This window comes from Streptomyces sp. GLSS-08 (assembly GCF_056387915.1).
In genome coordinates this window covers 244239-261154 of the sequence record NZ_JBWJAQ010000004.1, presented here as the reverse complement: position 1 = coordinate 261154, position 16916 = coordinate 244239, and the positions used below count along the sequence as shown (strand labels likewise).

12 protein-coding genes are annotated in these 16916 nt (G+C 72.3%); 5 read left to right on the top strand and 7 right to left on the bottom strand.

All coding sequences use genetic code 11. The features are described from left to right. Nucleotides 1–171 precede the first annotated feature (171 nt). Both AC0ZLC_RS09225 and AC0ZLC_RS09220 read left to right on the top strand, forming a co-directional pair. Nucleotides 172–1257, top strand: a complete 1086-nt coding sequence (locus tag AC0ZLC_RS09225) for a LacI family DNA-binding transcriptional regulator (protein WP_476751402.1) — start codon at nt 172–174, stop codon at nt 1255–1257. Nucleotides 1258–1725: 468 nt separating this feature from the next. Next, nucleotides 1726–2523 carry a sugar phosphate isomerase/epimerase family protein gene (locus AC0ZLC_RS09220; RefSeq protein WP_476751401.1) on the top strand — a complete coding sequence of 266 codons (798 nt, stop codon included), beginning with the start codon at nt 1726–1728 and terminating at the stop codon, nt 2521–2523. Nucleotides 2524–2662: 139 nt separating this feature from the next. Here the strand turns inward: AC0ZLC_RS09220 and AC0ZLC_RS09215 are convergent, their stop codons facing one another. Then, complete coding sequence (locus AC0ZLC_RS09215) at nt 2663–4690, bottom strand: cell wall-binding repeat-containing protein (protein WP_476751400.1); 2028 nt, start codon at nt 4688–4690, stop codon at nt 2663–2665. Nucleotides 4691–4962: 272 nt separating this feature from the next. Here AC0ZLC_RS09215 and AC0ZLC_RS09210 point away from each other — a divergent pair, with 272 nt between their 5' ends. Further along, nucleotides 4963–6813, top strand: a complete 1851-nt coding sequence (locus tag AC0ZLC_RS09210; RefSeq protein ID WP_476751399.1) for a glycoside hydrolase family 3 protein — start codon at nt 4963–4965, stop codon at nt 6811–6813. Nucleotides 6814–6993: 180 nt separating this feature from the next. On the opposite strand, the gene AC0ZLC_RS09205 is transcribed toward AC0ZLC_RS09210, so the two are convergent. Beyond that, complete coding sequence (locus tag AC0ZLC_RS09205) at nt 6994–7464, bottom strand: carboxymuconolactone decarboxylase family protein (protein WP_476751398.1); 471 nt, start codon at nt 7462–7464, stop codon at nt 6994–6996. Next, complete coding sequence (locus tag AC0ZLC_RS09200; protein ID WP_476751397.1) at nt 7461–8126, bottom strand: class II aldolase/adducin family protein; 666 nt, start codon at nt 8124–8126, stop codon at nt 7461–7463. Before AC0ZLC_RS09200 ends, AC0ZLC_RS09205 begins: the two co-directional genes overlap by 4 nt. A 139-nt stretch (nt 8127–8265) precedes the next feature. Between AC0ZLC_RS09200 and AC0ZLC_RS09195 the strand changes: the two genes are divergently transcribed. Then, on the top strand, nt 8266–8655 hold the full coding sequence (locus AC0ZLC_RS09195) for a MerR family transcriptional regulator (protein ID WP_476751586.1): 390 nt from the start codon (nt 8266–8268) through the stop codon (nt 8653–8655). Between the two features lie 248 nt (nt 8656–8903). Here the strand turns inward: AC0ZLC_RS09195 and AC0ZLC_RS09190 are convergent, their stop codons facing one another. The 4 genes from AC0ZLC_RS09190 to AC0ZLC_RS09175 all read right to left on the bottom strand — a co-directional run bounded on the left by AC0ZLC_RS09190 (nt 8904) and on the right by AC0ZLC_RS09175 (nt 15800). Continuing rightward, nucleotides 8904–10343, bottom strand: a complete 1440-nt coding sequence (locus tag AC0ZLC_RS09190; RefSeq protein ID WP_476751396.1) for a S28 family serine protease — start codon at nt 10341–10343, stop codon at nt 8904–8906. A gap of 167 nt (nt 10344–10510) precedes the next feature. Then, nucleotides 10511–10897, bottom strand: a complete 387-nt coding sequence (locus tag AC0ZLC_RS09185) for a hypothetical protein (RefSeq protein ID WP_476751395.1) — start codon at nt 10895–10897, stop codon at nt 10511–10513. A gap of 92 nt (nt 10898–10989) precedes the next feature. Continuing rightward, nucleotides 10990–14742 (bottom strand): ABC transporter ATP-binding protein, encoded by a 3753-nt coding sequence (locus AC0ZLC_RS09180; protein WP_476751394.1) that lies wholly within the window; start codon nt 14740–14742, stop codon nt 10990–10992. A gap of 134 nt (nt 14743–14876) precedes the next feature. Further along, nucleotides 14877–15800, bottom strand: a complete 924-nt coding sequence (locus AC0ZLC_RS09175) for a serine hydrolase (RefSeq protein ID WP_476751393.1) — start codon at nt 15798–15800, stop codon at nt 14877–14879. A gap of 241 nt (nt 15801–16041) precedes the next feature. On the opposite strand from AC0ZLC_RS09175, the gene AC0ZLC_RS09170 reads away from it, so the two are divergent. Continuing rightward, entirely contained in the window at nt 16042–16845 is an 804-nt protein-coding gene (locus AC0ZLC_RS09170; RefSeq protein ID WP_476751392.1) for an endonuclease I family protein, read from the top strand. Nucleotides 16846–16916 lie beyond the last annotated feature (71 nt).

Sequence of the window (16916 nt, the reverse complement as noted above, 5' to 3'; positions counted from 1 at the left end):
CTATACGAGTGAGAAGCTAACCGCTGCGGAACCGATCGGACAAGACCGCGGGGACCGCGAGATGTTCGACGGGGCGGACAAGAGGTACGGTCACGCGGCGGGGGCAGGGCATCGCACGGCCGATCACGGCCCCGGACCGACTGAGCGACGCGCGACCGGAGGAACGACGAGATGACGGTGACCCTGGCGGACGTGGCGGCCCGCGCGCAGGTCTCGCCCGCGACGGTGTCGCGTGTGCTGAACGGGAACTACCCGGTGGCGGCCTCCACGCGGGAGCGGGTGCTGCGGGCCGTGGACGAGCTGGACTACGTACTGAACGGGCCCGCGAGTTCGCTGGCCGCCGCCACGTCCGACCTGGTCGGCATCCTCGTGAACGACATCGCCGACCCCTTCTTCGGGATCATGGCCGGTGCCGTCCAGGCGGAGATCGGGGGACCCCTCGGGCTGCCCCCGCACGCCTCGCAGGTGCTCGGGGGCGGGCGCGCGGGCGGTGAGCGTCTCGCCGTCGTCTGCAACACGGGCGGCTCCCCGGAGCGGGAGCTGACCTACCTCACGCTCCTGCAGCGCCAGCGGGCCGCCGCGGTGGTGCTGACCGGCGGGGCCGTCGAGGACGCGACGCACGGGGCCGCGGTCGCCGCGAAGCTGCGCAGGCTGGCGGAGGCGGGGACCCGGATCGTCCTGTGCGGGCGGCCGCCCGCTCCCGAGGACACCGGGGCGGTCGCGCTCACCTTCGACAACCGCGGGGGCGGGCAGCGGCTGACCGAGCACCTGATCGGGCTCGGGCACCGGCGCATGGGCTACATCGCGGGTCCCGAGGAGCGGACGACGACCCGGCACCGGCTGGAGGGGCACCAGGCCGCGCTCGCCGCGCACGGGATCGAGGACGACCCGCGGCGGATCGTGCACGGCCCGTACGACCGGCGGGCCGGGTACGAGGCGACCCTCGAACTCCTGCGGCGCGAACCGTCGTTGACCGCGGTCGTCGCCGCCAACGACACCGTCGCGCTCGGGGCGTGTGCGGCGCTGCGGGACTCCGGGCTGCGGATTCCGCAGGACGTGTCCGTGGCCGGGTTCGACGACCTGCCCTTCAGCATCGACGTGGTGCCCTCGCTGACCACCGTGCGGTTGCCGCTGTCCGAGGCGGGGGCCCGGGCGGGGCGGATCGCGATGGGGCGGGAGGAGGCTCCGCCGGGGGGTGTCGCGACGGTCCGCGGCGATCTGATGGTGCGTGGCTCCACGGCGGCGCCACGCGGGTGACCCAGCCGACGCATTCCGCCGTGCGGCTTGTGACGCCGGTTCACCGCGTTCCCAGGAGCCCGGTGAGCCGGGGTGGATCCACTCCCCGCCACACATCGACACCCGGCGCCGCCGCGTGCACCCTCCCTCCCCCATCTCCCCCACCGCCCGCAGCCAGCAGCCAGCAGCCACGCACGCCTGCCCGCACGCACGCACCGCACCGCACCGCAATCCGTACGGTCCGCACCCGCCATCCGGCCGAAGGGGCCGTGCCGGTACATCAGATGCCCGTTGCAGGTCGGGCAGACCACCCCGGTTCACCCCCGTGACCAGCGTGCAAGCCCGACCTGCAACGGGCGGATGTACCGGCGCGGCCCCGACCCACCCACCGCAGCCAAGGCGCACAACGCCCGCACCAGCCGGGTAGGGTCCGCCTCAAGCCGTGCTGTTCCGGGGCCGGGCCCCGGGTCCCGTAGCGAGGTGCACCACATGAAACTGGCCTTCTCCACCCTCGGCGTCCCCGGACTCCCCGTCCCCGACGTCGTACGACTCGCCGCGACCCACGGCTACCACGGCGTGGAGCTGCGCGTGCACCCCGAGGAACCGGTGCACCCCGGCCTCACCCTCGCCGAACGGGCGGACATCGCCGCCGGGTTCAAGGGGGCCGGCGTCGAGATCCTCGGCCTCGCCGGATACCCGCGGGTCGCGGCCCCCGGTGACGACGCCCCCGTCCTCGCCGAGATCCGGGGACTCCTGGAGCTGGCCAGGGACCTGGGCGCCCCCTTCGTCCGGGTCTTCCCCGGCGGCCGGGACCAGAGCCCGGAGGAGGCGGACGCCACGGCGGCCCGCCGCCTTGGCACGGCGGCGGAGTACGCCGCCGACGTCGGCGTACGGATCCTGCTGGAGACCCACGACTCCCACCGCACCGGCACCGACGCGATCCGCGTCCTGGGCCCGGTCGGCCACCGCCAGGTCGGCGCGCTCTGGGACGTCATGCACACCTGGCTGGGCGGCGAACAGCCGTCCGCCACGTACGCCGCCCTCGCCCCGCACCTGGGCTACGTCCAGGTCAAGGACATCGCGTCCCCCGACGACACGACCCCGCTCCTCCTGGGCACGGGCGTCCTCCCGCTCACCGAGTGCGTGGAGCTCCTCTCCCGCGAGGGCTGGGACGGCTGGCTGTGCTGGGAGTACGAGAAGCGGTGGTACGAGTCCGCGGCCCCGCTGGAGCCCCTGCTCACCCCGGGCCGCGACCACCTCGCCCGCCTCCTCAACGAGTCGGCGTAGCGGAGCGGGAAACGCAGAACCGGCCCCGGGCGCACACGACACCCGAAGCCGGTCGGACCACGCGGACCGGGCCCGTACCCGGACCGCGCGGACGGCGTACCCCGTCCGCGCCTCCCACCCGGTCTCCCGCGCGCTCCCGCTACTTGTTGGTGGTGCGCACCGCGTCCAGATCCGGACGCGGCCCCGCGGCACCGCTCCCGCCCCGCGGCGCGGCCACGTCGGCCCCGTCCGCGTCGCGCCGCGCCGACAGCGGGGACTTCTGCGCCGTCTGCTGCGGGACGTCCCCGTTGTAGTACGGGGTGTACTTCACCAGCGAACTGCCCGCACCGATGGCGGACCCCGCCGCGGTCAGCTCGGCCGCGGAGACCGACCCCGTCCCGCCGAAGGCGATGACGGTGTTGACCCCGGCCGCCTGCTCGCGCAGGTAGGCCGCGTCGGCCTCCGGCAGCGTCGTCTCGTCGGTCCACAGGATGGGGCCGTACGAGAGCATGCCGGTGCTCGCGGAGACACCGCCGCGCCAGCTGTCCGACCGGGCGAGGCCCACCGCGGACGGGGCGCTCCACCAGAACCGGGCGAGCGCGGCGGACGTGCCGTCGTGGCCGCTGCCGCTGACCGGGTAGTACGTGTAGGTGTCGGGCCAGTGGGAGAAGTACGTGTGCGTGAGCGCGTACTTGGCCGAGGCGCCGACCGGGACGACCAGACTCTGGTCGGGGTCGATCGAGTTGAGGTAGGACGTCACCGACGACGACAGCGTGTTGCCGTCGTTGAGGACGACGGTGGCCTTGCCGCCGTACCCGAGGGCACCGGCCGCCGCGGAGGCCGCCATCGCGGAGTGGTAGTCGGTGCCGGTGGCGACGAACACGTACTGGGGCGCGCCGGTGACGGCCTTGGCGACCGCCACGGACGTGGAGTACCGCGAGGTGCCGGACAGCCGCTTCGGTGTGAAGCCGAGGGAGCTGACCTTGCCTGCGACGGCGCTGGACAGGATGTCCGTGCCGCCGACCAGGTAGACCGTGGCGCCGGGCTTCAGCGTGCGCTTCAGCTCGGTCTGCACGGCGGCCGACAGCGAGGTCTTCGACGTCATCAGCAGGGGGCCCTGCTTCTGGCCGGCGAGGCTCTGCCCGGTCAGGGCGTAGGAGGGGCTGTCCTTGCTGATCAGGACGGTCGACCTGGCGTCGATCAGCCCGGGCCGGCTCTGGCCGGCGGTGTTCCAGGTCCAGCGGGACGCGGCCACGTTGGTGGCGTACGAGTCGGCGCCCCAGACGCGGCCCGCGCTCTGGCCGCGCAACGGCTGCCAGGCCGGGTCGAGGACGGACGACGTGCCCGGGGGCAGCGTCATCCGGGTGACCTCGCCGGTGGCGACGTCCACGACGCGGGGGACGGCGGCGTCCTCGTCGGTTCCGTTGGTGACGACGATCCGGGTGCCGGTGGGCGACCACGCCGGGGCGTACGCGTCGTCGTCGAAGGTGAGCTGGCGCTCCCCGGTGCCGTCGACGCCGACCACGAACAGCCGGCCGTCGCGCACGAAGGCGACCCGGGTGCCGTCGGGCGAGACGGCGGGGTCGTCGCCGGCGTCGGCGAGCTTCGTGAAGCCGCCGGTGGTGTCGTCGTAGAGCCAGACCGCCGAGCCGGTCGGCGAACCGCAGGTGTCGCCGGTGCGGACGAAGGCGACCAGGCCGTTGACGGACGCGCTCGGCTTGCGGTCGCAGCCGTCCTGCGCGGTGGAGAACAGCGGCTCGGCGTAGCGGGAGCCGTCCGAGGGCGCCCAGCGCAGGCGGCCGCCGCCGGAGTAGACGACGGTGCTGCCGCTGTACAGGAACGTCGGGTCGCCCACGCTGGTCATCGAGCCCCGTTCCTGGATCTTGACCAGGGTGGAGCCGGTGTAGCGGCGGGTCTCGACGCGGTTGTCCTTCACGTACGCGACCCGGCTGCCGTCGGGCGACCAGGACGGCTGCTTCGCGTCGGCGACGAAGTCGGTGTAGGTGCCGCTGCCCGGCTGGGTCGTCTGGAGGACGTTGCGTGCGCCGTTCAGGACCATCAGCCTGCCGTCCGCGGCCTGCCACGTCACGGGATCTGCCGCTGCCGCGCCCGGCGCGGTGGCCATGCCGGCCGCCACGGCGACGGCGGTGCCCAGTGCCGCGAGCACGCGGCGTCTGCGAATCTTCATGTGCCCCCACAAGAGTGATGAGAAGAGCTGTCGTTCACCTCCCCGGCGCGGAACGGAAACCTCACGTTCCTCCACGACAGCGGCGCCACTCTAGCCGCCCGGACGATCAGAACGGAACAGGTTTCCACCTGCCCCCGCCTGCGGCCGACAGCACGCCGTCACCGGCGCGCCCCGCTCCGACCGGGCCGGTGACGGCCCCTTCCCGGTTACTGTGCACACCCTTGACCGGAAGAAACTTCCCGGATATTCGTGACTCCTCGGAAGTTTCCTTCATGAGGGAAGGAGCGCACGTGCGCGACTCCGGCACGGGAAGCACCGCACAACCGTCCAGACGTTCCGTTCTCACCGCCACGGCGGGCGTCACCGCCGCCCTCGCCGCCGGGGGCAGCGCGTACGCCGCCGCCGGCGCACCGCACGACGACAGGAAGCTGCGCACCCTCATCTCCCGGATGACCCTGGAGGAGAAGGTCGGCCAGCTCTTCGTGATGCGGGTGTACGGTCACTCGGCCACCGCGCCCGACCAGGCCGACATCGACGCCAACCTCAAGGAGATCGGCGTCAGGACGGCCGCGGAACTGGTCGCCAAGTACCGCGTCGGCGGCGTCATCTACTTCGCCTGGGCGCACAACACCCGCGGCCCGCAGCAGATCGCGGACCTGTCGGACGGCATCCAGAAGGCCTCGCTCGGGCTGCCGCGCGGACTGCCGGTCCTCATCTCGACGGACCAGGAGCACGGGATAGTGGCACGCGTGGGCAAGCCGGCGACACTCTTCCCCGGCGCGATGGCGCTCGGGGCCGGAGGGTCGCGGGCGGACGCCCGCACGGCCGGCCGCATCGCGGGCGCGGAGCTGCGCGCGCTCGGCATCCGCCAGGACTACGCGCCGGTCGCCGACGTGAACGTGAACCCCGCCAACCCGGTCATCGGCGTACGGTCCTTCGGCGCCGACCCGGACGCGGTCGCGGGGCTGGTCGCCGCCCAGGTGAGGGGCTATCAGAGTGCCGGGGTCGCGGCGACCGCCAAGCACTTCCCCGGGCACGGGGACACCGCCGTCGACAGCCACACCGGTTTCCCGGTCATCGGGCACAGCCGCGAGCTGTGGTCCGAGCTGGACGCCGTGCCGTTCCGGGCGGCGATCCGGGCCGGCATCGACTCCATCATGACCGCGCACATCATGGTCCCGGCGCTCGACCCGGCCGGCGACCCCGCCACCCTCTCCCACCCGATCCTCACCGGCATCCTGCGCGGCGAACTCGGTTACGACGGCGTGGTGGTGACGGACTCGCTGGGCATGGAGGGGGTCCGCACGAAGTACGGCGACGAGCGGGTCCCGGTGCTCGCGCTGAAGGCGGGCGTCGACCAGCTGCTCAATCCGCCGTCCCTGGACGTCGCGTGGAACGCGGTGCTCGCGGCCGTCCGGGGCGGCGAGCTGACCGAGGCCCGGCTCGACGAGTCGATCCTGCGCATCCTGCGCCTGAAGGCCAGGCTCGGCCTCCTCAAGGACGCCTACGTCCCCGACTCCGCCGTCGAGCGCACGGTCGGCACCCCGGCCCACCTCAGGGCGGCCGACCGGATCGCGAACCGCACGACGACCCTGCTGGTCAACAAGGAGGATCTGCTCCCGCTGTCCCGGCGCACCCACGGGAACGTCCTCGTCGTGGGCGCCGACCCGGCCTCGCCGTCCGGTTCCGACGGGCCCCCGACGACCGTGCTCGCCACGGCGCTCACCGGGCTCGGCTTCTCGGCGACCGCGCTGTCCACCGGCACGGCGCCCTCGCAGGCGACCGTCGACCGGGCGGTCGCGGCGGCCGGGGGCAAGGACGCCGTGGTGGTCGGCACGTACAACGTGACGGCGACCAGCGCCCAGAAGAAGCTGGTCGCGCAGCTGATCGCCACCGGTGTCCCGGTGATCGCCGTCGCCGTCCGCAACCCGTACGACGTGGCCCAGCTCCCGGACGTCGGCGCGTGTCTGGCCGCGTACTCCTGGACGGACGTCGAACTGCGCGCCGCGGCACGGGTGATCGCGGGTGCGGTGTCCCCCACGGGGAAGCTGCCGGTGCCCGTGCAGCGGGCGGACGACCCGGCGCAGGTGCTGTACCCCGTCGGGTACGGGCTTTCGTACTAGCTTGACCCTGTCGGGGATCTTGGTGTCGTCCGCACAGTCTCTGGCGGACCGCCAGGACCTCGGCCGGGGGATCCCGTGCTGGTCCAGGAAGACCCGGTGAACCACCCCGACTCCCCTGCCGGCATCTCCGCCCAAATCACCCCCTCGGCGGTCAGACCGGCCGCGCCGGCACGAGGGGTGTCAGGGGGCGGTGGTCGCCAGGAGGTCGATGACGATCTCCGCCCCCAAGGCGTACGCGGGGACACCCGAGGTGATGAGTGCGGTTTCGGCGACTCCGATGAGGTCGACGACGGTGGCGCCGGCGTGGAGGGCGCCCTGGGCATGGATGCGGGCGGGGTGTTCCCGGCCCAGGGACAGGAGTTGGCCGAAGTGGACGAGTTGCTGCACGCGCGCGCCGAGCGGGTTTTCGGTCAGCACGATGTGCCGCAGCGCCGCGAGTGCCTCCTCGGTGGGCAGCCGGTCGAAGTCCCGCGCCAGGCGCAGCCGGTCCCGCACACCGCCCGGAACGCCTCCGAGGGTGGAACGGTAGCGGGCGCGCACCGCCTCGGCCCGCCGGGCGAGGGCGTCGTCGACGGTCGTCTCGTCGGCCGCCGCGTCGCCGGCTGTCGCGTTGTCGGCCGTCATGTCGTAGGCCGTCGCGTGGTCGGTCATGACGCGACCCGGGCGATCGAGGCGCGTACGGCGGCCAGGGCGCCCTCCGGGAAGTCCACGGCCCCGCCGATCGCCGCCGCCGCGATCTCCGCCTCGGCGCTCTCCTCGATGGCCACCACCAGGTGGGCGGTCCCCACCGAGTCCGGACCGAAAACGATGAGGCCGTGGTTGGCCAGCAGGGCCGCCGAGGTCGTGGGGCGCTGTTCCAGGACATCGACGATGCCGCGCACGGACACGTCGGACCCGCGCGGCCCCCACGGCACCACCGGGACCTCCTCGGGCTGCCCGAAGCGCAGCATCGGCTCGGTCCTGCACGGCAGCGGCCGGTGTGCGACGGCGAAGGCCGTCGCGGAGGGCGAGTGGGTGTGGATGACGGCGCCCACGTGCGGGCGGGCCCGGTAGACGGCGCTGTGCATGGAGATGATCTCGGCGCTGACGGACCGCAGCTCCCCTTCCAGGACCCGCCCGTCGAGGCTGACGGCCGCCAGGTCCTCGGGGCGCAGCCCGCGGACGAATCCCGGCGTCAGCAGGAAGCTGTCGGCGTCGAGCCGAGCGCTGAGGTTGGCGTGCCCCGAATGGGACATCACCCCCGCCGTGAAGAGCGCTTCCGCCGCTGCGACCAGCTCGTTCGCTCGTTCGTTCGCCACCTGTGCGGTTGCCATCCGGCACCTCCGAAGTCCGCTGCCGGCGGCTCTCGATCGCCGCCGTGCTCGCGTACCTCACTCTTCAACTTAAACTCAGGTTCAAGTCAAGCGGCCGGCGGCCGGACCGGGCGGGAACGAGAGGAGCGGCTGCGTGCGCATGACCATCGGACAGCTCGCGGAAATCACCGGAGTGCCGGCGTCGGCCATCCGGTTCTGGGAACGCCACGGCCTGCTGCCCACGCCCGAGCGCGAGAGCGGGCAGCGGCGCTACCCGCCGGAGGCCGCGCAGCGGATCGTGGTCCTGCGCAAGTGCCAGCAGGCGGGGCTGACCCTGGCGGAGATCGGCGAGTTCCAGGAGGACCAACCGCGCAGGCAGGCCATGATCCGCGCAAAGATCGCCGAGGTCGAGCAGCGCGTGATCGACCTCGACCACGCCCATCAGCTCCTGGTCCACGCCCTGCAGTGCGGCGAGGAGGACATCGTCAGTTGCCCCAAGTTCCGCGAGCAGATGGCCGCCTGGGAGACGAGCGCCCCGGCCGCGCCGTAGTCCCGGCCCACGAGACCTGCGCCTACACCACCTTGCGACAGGCCCGGACGCGCGAGCATCTCCAGCCGGAACCCCGTCCCGGCACCCGGCTGTGGGTGACGGCGTTCGCGGCGACGACGGCGCGGGGTGCCTCCAAGAGGCCCCCACCGGACTGTCCGACCGCCGCCGGGCACAGGTCCGGTCCGGCGACGCCGGACCGGCGGGCCACGTCCGCCCGTCGCGGTGGACGGGCGGGCGCGGCGCGGGTGTTACGGCCGCAGCGCGGGCTCGCGCTCGACGTCCCGCTTGTCCAGCCTGGCGTCGAACCTCGCCAGCGGCTTCGCCTCCGACGGGTCCGCCCGGACGGCCGCCGAGGCGACTCCCGCCCAGTCCAGGATGCGCGCGGTGGCGAACGCCTTCTCGTCGGCGACGAGACCCGCGACGTTGGCGCCGTGGTTCAGCCCCGGTGCCGTCATGACGTACGCGTCACGCGCCCCCGCTCCGAGCCGGAAGCGCTCGGCGCCCCACGGGTCGTTCTCGCCGTAGACGAACAGCATGTGGCGGGCGTTGTGCCGCACCCAGGTGTCGACGTCGCGCATCGCCCACGGCTGGAACCTCATGGAGATGTCGCGCGGCACGAAGTTGCGCGGGGGCTGGTACCCGTAGCGGATGAACTTCTTCTCGATGTACGGGAAGTGGATCGTGGGCGCTCCGAGCTGCGTACCGGCCTGGTAGTAGTACGGCGTGTACGTGGTCAGACCCTGGTCCGTGTAGGCGGAGAAGCCGGAGATCGTGTCCACGGAGGTCCAGATCTCGTCGTCGGTGGCGTGCGCCGCGTCCGCCGGGATGTCGTCGCAGTCGGACAGCAGGCTGTACTGCCAGAAGCCCCAGACGTAGTCGAGGACGACCGCCTCGTACGCCCGGTCCAGGCCGCCGACGGTGTCGAAGGTGTAGCCCTCGGCGGCCGCGAGGTCCTCGTACTTCTTCTCCAGCGGCTCGCGGCGGACGAGCGCCTCGCGCTGCACCGCGTTCAGGCGGTCGCGGCACTCCTTGGTGCCGACCCTCTCGAAGAAGCGGTCGTAGGCGGAGTCCTCGTCGTTGACCACGTCGTTCGGGGCGACGTACGCGACGACGCCGTCCATGTCGCGCGGGTAGAAGCGCTCGTAGTACGTGGCGGTCATGCCGCCCTTGGAGCCGCCCGTGGACAGCCACTTCTTGCCGTAGAGCGGCTTGAGGGCCTTGAAGATGCGGTGCTGGTCGCTGGCGGCCTGCCAGATGTCCAGCTTGCTCCAGTCGGCCGGGGCGGGACGGGACGGTGTGAAGAAGCGGTACTCCATCGAGACCTGGTTGCCGTCGACGATCTGGGTCGGCTCGCGGCGGCTCGGGTTCGTGGAGACGTTGTAGCCGCCGGTGTAGAAGACCGTCGGGCGCGAGGTGTCCTTGTGCAGCACGGTGACGCGCTGCTGGAACGTGCCCCTGGACGGGTGCCGGTGGTCGACGGGCTGGGTGTACGTGAGGACGAAGAAGCGGTACCCGGTGTACGGCTTCTCCTCGACCAGGCTCATGCCGGGTATCGCGAGCAGCTGGTCCTTGATGTCCTCACCGGTGGTGCCGGTGGCCTCCGGCTGGGCGGCGGTGGCCGCCCCGGCCGTGCTCAACGTGCCGATGAGCACCGTGAGCGCCAGCAGCCATCTGAGCGCCTTGCGCATGCACCCTCCCCTGGGAAATACGCGGATGTCCGCCGGAACCTAGCGGAGCAACACCCGGTGCACCAGGGGATGTTGAAGCGGCCTGCCGGAATTGTCGCGGATCGGACCCTATCGGCCCACGCATCGGGGCCGGAGCGGGCCCCCTTGGGCGGGGGTCCGGGGCCGGTTCAGCACAGGATCCAGCCCGAGCTCACCGAGCCCGTGCCGACGGAGCCCTTGACCCACACGCAGCGGCGTCCGGCGTGCACGGTCACCGGACCGGCGTGGTGCGTGTAGCGCCCCCGGTCGGCGACGGGCCTGCTGCCGCGCGCCTGCACGCTCACCGACATCGTCTTGGCGGCGCCCCGCTTCTTGGGGAACGTCACCGCGCACACGTAGCCGCTCCGCTTGTAGACCTGCACGGAGCCGGTGGTGAAGGGCAGCGTCCGGACCTTGCGCCCGGAACAGTAGGAGGCGGCCTCCGCGCTGCCCGGGACGGCGAGGGCGAGCAGCCCGGACGCGGTCAACACGGCCGTGCCGAGCGCCAGCCGCCGGCGTATCGCACCACTGTCCACTGTCGTCCCTCCCGCAGCCATCAGCGTACTGGTGTACGGACGCAGGACGTACGTCGGATGGTTGCGCGGCCGGGAGCCCCGGTACCGCCGGGTCAGGCCGTGGAGCGGACCGGCTTGCCGGACTCCGGCTCCCCGGACTCCGGCGTGCCGGTGAAGGTGCGCCACAGCTCGGCGTACCGCCCGTCCAGCCGCAGGAGTTCCTCGTGGGTGCCGTCCTCGGCGACCTGCCCGTGGTCCATCACCACGACCCGGTCGGCGCGGGCGGCCGTGGTCAGCCGGTGGGCCACGACCAGGGTCGTACGACGGCCCGCGATCCGGTCGGTCGCCTGGTTGACCAGGGCCTCGGTGGCCAGGTCCAGCGCGGCGGTGGCCTCGTCGAGGAGCAGGACGTCCGGGTCGACGAGTTCGGCCCGGGCGAGCGCGATCAGCTGGCGCTGGCCCGCCGACAGGTTGCGGCCGCGCTCGGCGACCTCGTGCAGATAGCCTCCGTCGAGCGTGGCGATCATGTCGTGCGCGCCGACCGCGCGGGCCGCGGCCTCGACCTCGGCGTCGGTGGCGTCGGGACGGCCGTAGGCGATGGCGTCGCGGACCGTGCCCTGGAAGAGGTACGCCTCCTGCGGTACGACTCCCAGCCGGTGGCGGTAGGAGGTGAGGTCGAGGGCGCGCAGGTCGGTGCCGTCCACCGTGACGCGCCCGCCCGTCGGGTCGTAGAAGCGGGCCACCAGCTTCACCAGGGTCGACTTGCCCGCGCCGGTCTCGCCGACGAAGGCGACGGTCTGGCCGGCGGGAATGGCCAGCGTGACGCCGCTCAGCGCCTCCTCGTCGTCTCCGTAGGCGAAGTCGACGTTCTCGAAGGCGATCTCCCCGCGCAGGGACAGGACTTCGAGCGGCTCGGCGGCGGCCTTCGTGGAGGTCGGCTCGCGGAGCAGCTCCTGGATGCGGCCGAGCGAGACGGTCGCCTGCTGGTAGCCGTCGAAGACCTGGGAGAGCTGCTGCACGGGCGCGAAGAACAGGTCGATGTACAGCAGGTAGGCGACCAGCGCGCCGGTCGTCAGCGTGCCCGCGTCCACCCGGCGGGCGCCCACGATCAGGACGGCCGCCGCGGCCACCGAGGACAGCAGCTGCACGAACGGGAAGTACACGGAGATCAGCCGCTGTCCGCGGATGCGCGCCTGCCGGTAGCTGTCGCTGCCGTCCGCGAACCGCTTCCGGCCGGTCTCCTCGCGCCGGAACGCCTGGAGGATCCGCAGCCCGGAGACGGACTCCTGGAGGTCGGCGTTGACCACCGAGACGCGCTCGCGGGCGAGTTCGTACGCCTTCACGCTCGCCCGGCGGAAGAAGAAGGTGCCGACGAGCAGCGGGGGCAGCGTCGCGAAGACGACCAGGGCCAGCTGCACGTCGATCACCAGCAGCGCGCCCATGATGCCGAAGAAGGTGACGACGGAGACGAAGGCGGTGACCAGGCCGGTCTGCAGGAAGGTGGACAGCGCGTCCACGTCCGTCGTCATCCGGGTCATGATCCGGCCGGTCAGCTCGCGCTCGTAGTAGTCGAGTCCGAGCCGCTGGAGCTGCGTGAAGATCTTCAGCCGGAGCGAGTAGAGGACCCGCTCGCCCGTGCGCCCGGTCATCCGGGTCTCGGCGATCTGTGCCGCCCACTGGACGAGCACGGTGAGCAGGGCGAGCGCGGCGGCCGTCCACACCGCGCCGCGGGCTAGCCGCGAGACGCCCTCGTCGATGCCGTGCCGGATCAGCACCGGCAGCAGCAGTCCCATGCCCGCGTCGACGGCGACGAGCCCGAGGCTCACCAGGAGGGGCAGCCCGAAGCCGCGCAGCAGCCGGCGCAGCCCGTACGACTCCTCGGGCGTGACCGCGCGCGCCTCGTCGATGCCGGGGGTGTCGGTGGCCGGGGGCAGCGCCTCGACCTGCGCGAGGAGTCCGGGGGTGGCGGGCATCCCGGCGATCGCGTGGTCCTTCGGCTCGCGGTCGCCGGTCCACAGGTGCGGGGTGACGCCCCGCTCGGCGTCGAACTCCGCGTCGAGCTCCTCGCGTACGGAGGTGTCCTCCCGCACGGCGGCGGGCCCGGCGTGCCCGGGTGAGACACCGCCGAGTTCGTCCGGGTCGGTGAGCAGCCGCCGGTACAGGGCCGAGCGCTGCTGGAGCTCCTCGTGCGTGCCGAGGTCGGCGAGCCGTCCGCCGTCGAGCACGGCGATGCGGTCGGCGAGGTTGAGGGTGGAGCGGCGGTGGGCGATGAGGAGGGTGGTGCGGCCCCGCATGACGTGCGCGAGGGCCTCGTGGATCTCGTGCTCGACCCGGGCGTCCACGGCGGAGGTGGCGTCGTCCAGGACGAGCAGCCGCGGGTCGGTGAGGAGGGCGCGGGCGAGGGCCATCCGCTGACGCTGGCCGCCGGAGAGGGTCAGTCCGTGCTCGCCGACGGTGGTGTCGTACCCGTCCGGCAGCTCGGCGATGAAGCGGTCGGCCTGGGCGGCGCGGGCCGCGGCCTCGATCTCCTCCTGGGTGGCGTCGGGGCGGCCGTAGGCGATGTTGGCGCGGACGGTGTCGGAGAAGAGGAAGGAGTCCTCGGGGACCAGTCCGATCGCGGCGCGCAGCGACTCCTGCGTCAGCTCGCGGACGTCGTGGCCGCCGACGAGGACGGCGCCGCGCGTCACGTCGTAGAAGCGGGGCAGCAGCAGCGAGACCGTGGACTTGCCGGACCCGGAGGAGCCGACGACGGCGAGGGTCTCGCCGGGGCGGATCTCGAAGGAGAGGCCGTCGAGGACGGGGCGCCCCTCCTCGTAGCCGAAGGACACGTCGTCGAACTCGACGGTGGCGGGCGCGTCGGCGGGCAGGGTCTTCGTGCCGTCCTCGATGGACGGCTCGGTGTCGATCAGCTCCAGGACGCGCTCGGCGCCGGCGCGGGCCTGCTGTCCGACGGTGAGGACCACGGCGAGCATCCGCACGGGGCCGACGAGCTGGGCGAGGTAGGACGAGAACGCGACGAAGGTGCCCAGGGTGATCTGTCCGCGCACCGCGAGCAGACCGCCTAGGGCGAGCATCGCGACCTGGCCGAGCGCGGGCACGGCCTGGAGCGCGGGGGTGTACCGGGAGTTGAGCCTGATGGTGCGCATCCGGCCTGCGAAGAGCCTGCGCCCCACCTCCCGCAGCTTCCCGGTCTCCTGGTCCTCCTGACCGAAGCCCTTCACCACCCGGACGCCGCTGACGGCGCCGTCGACCACCCCGGCGACGGCGGCGGCCTGGGCCTGCGCGTACCAGGTGGCGGGGTGCAGCCTGGTGCGGCTGCGCCTGGCGACGAACCAGAGGGCGGGGGCGACGGCGAGCGCGACGGCGGTGAGCGGCAGGGACAGCGCGGCCATGATCCCGAGCGAGATCAGGAAGAGCAGAACATTGCCGATGGTCATGGGCAGCATGAAGAGCAGGCCCTGGATCAGCTGGAGGTCGCTGGTGGCGCGTCCCACGACCTGTCCGGTGGACAGCTCGTCCTGACGCCGGCCGTCGAGCCGGGTGATCGTCCCGTACATGTCGGTGCGCAGGTCGTGCTGGACGTGCAGGGCGAGCCGGCCGCCGTAGTAGCGCCGGATGTACGTCATCACGTAGACGAGGACGGCGGCACCGATCAGGGCGCCCGCCCAGGGGGCCATGTCCCTGGTGTGGTCCCCCACGACGTCGTCGATGATCACCTTGGTGACGAGCGGTACCAGTGCCATGACGGCCATGCCGCCGAGGGAGGAGCCGAGCGCGAGCACGACGTCCTTGGGGTAGCGCCAGGCGTACCCGGCCAGTCGCCGCACCCAGCCGGGCTCGCCCGCCCCGCCCTGTTCCGCTGCCACGCAGATGCCTTCCGTAGATCCGCTTCCACCGGAAGGCACCAACACGGATCGGAGCGGATTTCATCCCTCCGCAACACTTCCCGTCCCGGCGGTGCGTGGCACGCGCACCGCCGGGCGGCGGGAAGGTGCGGGCGTCAGCCGCCGGACGGGACCGCCGGGAAGGCCTCCCGCGGGGTGTTTGTCGGCGTGTAGCGCTGCGTGGCGGCGGCGGTCGGCACCAGATCCTTGTGGATGGCCCTGGCCACGCCCTGGATGGTGGCGACGCCGTAGTCCATGGTGCTGTTGCCGTGGGTGAGGACCGAGATCGTGTAGTCGTGTCCTGCGCCGTCGAAGGTGCCGACGCTGTGGACGCGCCAGCCGTGCGTGGACCGCGACAGCCAGCCGTTCTTGACGTGCACGGCGACCGTGGAGGGGGCGCCGGCCGGGGTGCCCCAGCGCTGCGAGGAGACGACCTTGCCCATCAGCTTCAGGACGTAGGCGCGGGAGTTGTCGCTCAGCACGGAGTTCTTGGCGGTGAGCAGCGCGAGCAGCTTCTGCTCGTCGCGCACGGTGATCTGGGTCAGGCCCCAGTAGCCGTCGGCGCCCGGCTTGGTCTGGGTCATGCCGGCGGCGGTGAGGAAACCCTTGATCTTCGTCGTGCCGAGCCGGCGCCACAGGGTGCTGGTGGCCGCGTTGTCCGACTGGGTGATCATGGCCGTGGCGAGGTCGGTTTCGTCGTCCGTGAGGTAGCGGTCGTGCTTCTTGGCGTCCCACAGCAGCGTGGCGAGCACGGTCACCTTGACGACGCTGGCGGAGTCGAAGGCGGACGTGCTCCGCAGGGTGCAGGTGGTGCCGGTCGTACGGTCGCGGAGCCCGACGGCGATGGTGCCCTTGCGGCCGGCCAGCGCGGCCGTGATGTCGCGCTGGAGCTTCTCGGCCAGGCCGGCCCGGTCCGACGTACAGGTGACCTGCGGCGGCGCGGCGCTGGCCGGCGCGGCGGCGGCGGCCAGCGGTACGAGCGCGCCGATGCCGAGGCCGGCCGCGAGCACGCGGGCGCGCCCGGATATCCGGTGAGTCATGAAGGCTTCCCATCCCATGAGGCGATACGAGTGCGCCCCCTGCACACTCGCCCCCCCTTGACCACGCAGGGGTGCGAAAAGTTGTACGAGCCGCGCAGAGCGGGCGGTCGCGCGGCGGCCGGAGGGAACCTGCCCGGTTCCGACACGCAACGGACACATCTCGTTCACCCCATAAAGCGCATGTCCATGTCACGCTCCCGATTGCCCGCTCAATCAACCCGCGTAGATCGGACGTCCCCACATGCCCGCCACGCACATTCGCCGCTGGAAGACGCTGGCGCTGTCCACCTCCGCCGTGCTCGTGGCGCTCACCGTGCCGACGGTGACCGCCTCCCCCGCGAGCGCCACGACGACGGCGTACGACACCACGTACTACAAGAACGCGGTCGGCAAGACCGGTTCGAGCCTCAAGTCCTCGCTGCACACCATCATCAGCAGCCAGAGCAAGATCTCGTACTCCGCGGTCTGGAACGCGCTCAAGGTCACCGACCAGGACCCGAACAACAGCAACAACGTGATCCTGCTGTACAGCGGAGTCTCACGCGCCAAGTCCCTCAACGGCGGCGACCTCGGTGACTGGAACCGCGAGCACACGTGGGCCAAGTCCCACGGCGACTTCGGCGAGGTGACCGGTCCCGGCACGGACCTGCACCACCTGCGCCCCGCGGACGTCCAGGTCAACAGCATCCGCGGCAACAAGGACTTCGACAACGGCGGCAGCACGGTCAGCGGCGGGGGCGGCAGCCTCACCGACTCCGACTCCTTCGAGCCGCGCGACGCGGACAAGGGCGACGTGGCCCGCATGATCCTCTACATGGCCGTGCGCTACGACGGCGGCGACGGCTTCGCCGACCTCGAACCCAACGAGAGCGTCAGCAACGGCAGCAAGCCCTACATCGGCAGGCTCGCCGTGCTCAAGCAGTGGAACGACGAGGACCCGCCGAGCGCCTTCGAGGAGAAGCGCAACCAGGTCATCTACGACACCTACCAGCACAACCGCAATCCGTTCATCGACCACCCGGAATGGGTCGAGGCGATCTGGTAGCCGACGTGGCCGCCTGAACTCCCTCAGTGACAAGGGGAGTTCAGGCGGCGTCCGGTGCCCCCGGCCACCGG

Coding starts and splice junctions, on each gene's coding strand:
- AC0ZLC_RS09225 (WP_476751402.1), top strand. CDS start 172: ATGACGGTGACCCTGGCGGACGTGGCGGCCCGCGCGCAGGTCTCGCCC.
- AC0ZLC_RS09220 (WP_476751401.1), top strand. CDS start 1,726: ATGAAACTGGCCTTCTCCACCCTCGGCGTCCCCGGACTCCCCGTCCCC.
- AC0ZLC_RS09215 (WP_476751400.1), bottom strand. CDS start 4,690: ATGAAGATTCGCAGACGCCGCGTGCTCGCGGCACTGGGCACCGCCGTC.
- AC0ZLC_RS09210 (WP_476751399.1), top strand. CDS start 4,963: ATGAGGGAAGGAGCGCACGTGCGCGACTCCGGCACGGGAAGCACCGCA.
- AC0ZLC_RS09205 (WP_476751398.1), bottom strand. CDS start 7,464: ATGACCGACCACGCGACGGCCTACGACATGACGGCCGACAACGCGACA.
- AC0ZLC_RS09200 (WP_476751397.1), bottom strand. CDS start 8,126: ATGGCAACCGCACAGGTGGCGAACGAACGAGCGAACGAGCTGGTCGCA.
- AC0ZLC_RS09195 (WP_476751586.1), top strand. CDS start 8,266: ATGACCATCGGACAGCTCGCGGAAATCACCGGAGTGCCGGCGTCGGCC.
- AC0ZLC_RS09190 (WP_476751396.1), bottom strand. CDS start 10,343: ATGCGCAAGGCGCTCAGATGGCTGCTGGCGCTCACGGTGCTCATCGGC.
- AC0ZLC_RS09175 (WP_476751393.1), bottom strand. CDS start 15,800: ATGACTCACCGGATATCCGGGCGCGCCCGCGTGCTCGCGGCCGGCCTC.
- AC0ZLC_RS09170 (WP_476751392.1), top strand. CDS start 16,042: ATGCCCGCCACGCACATTCGCCGCTGGAAGACGCTGGCGCTGTCCACC.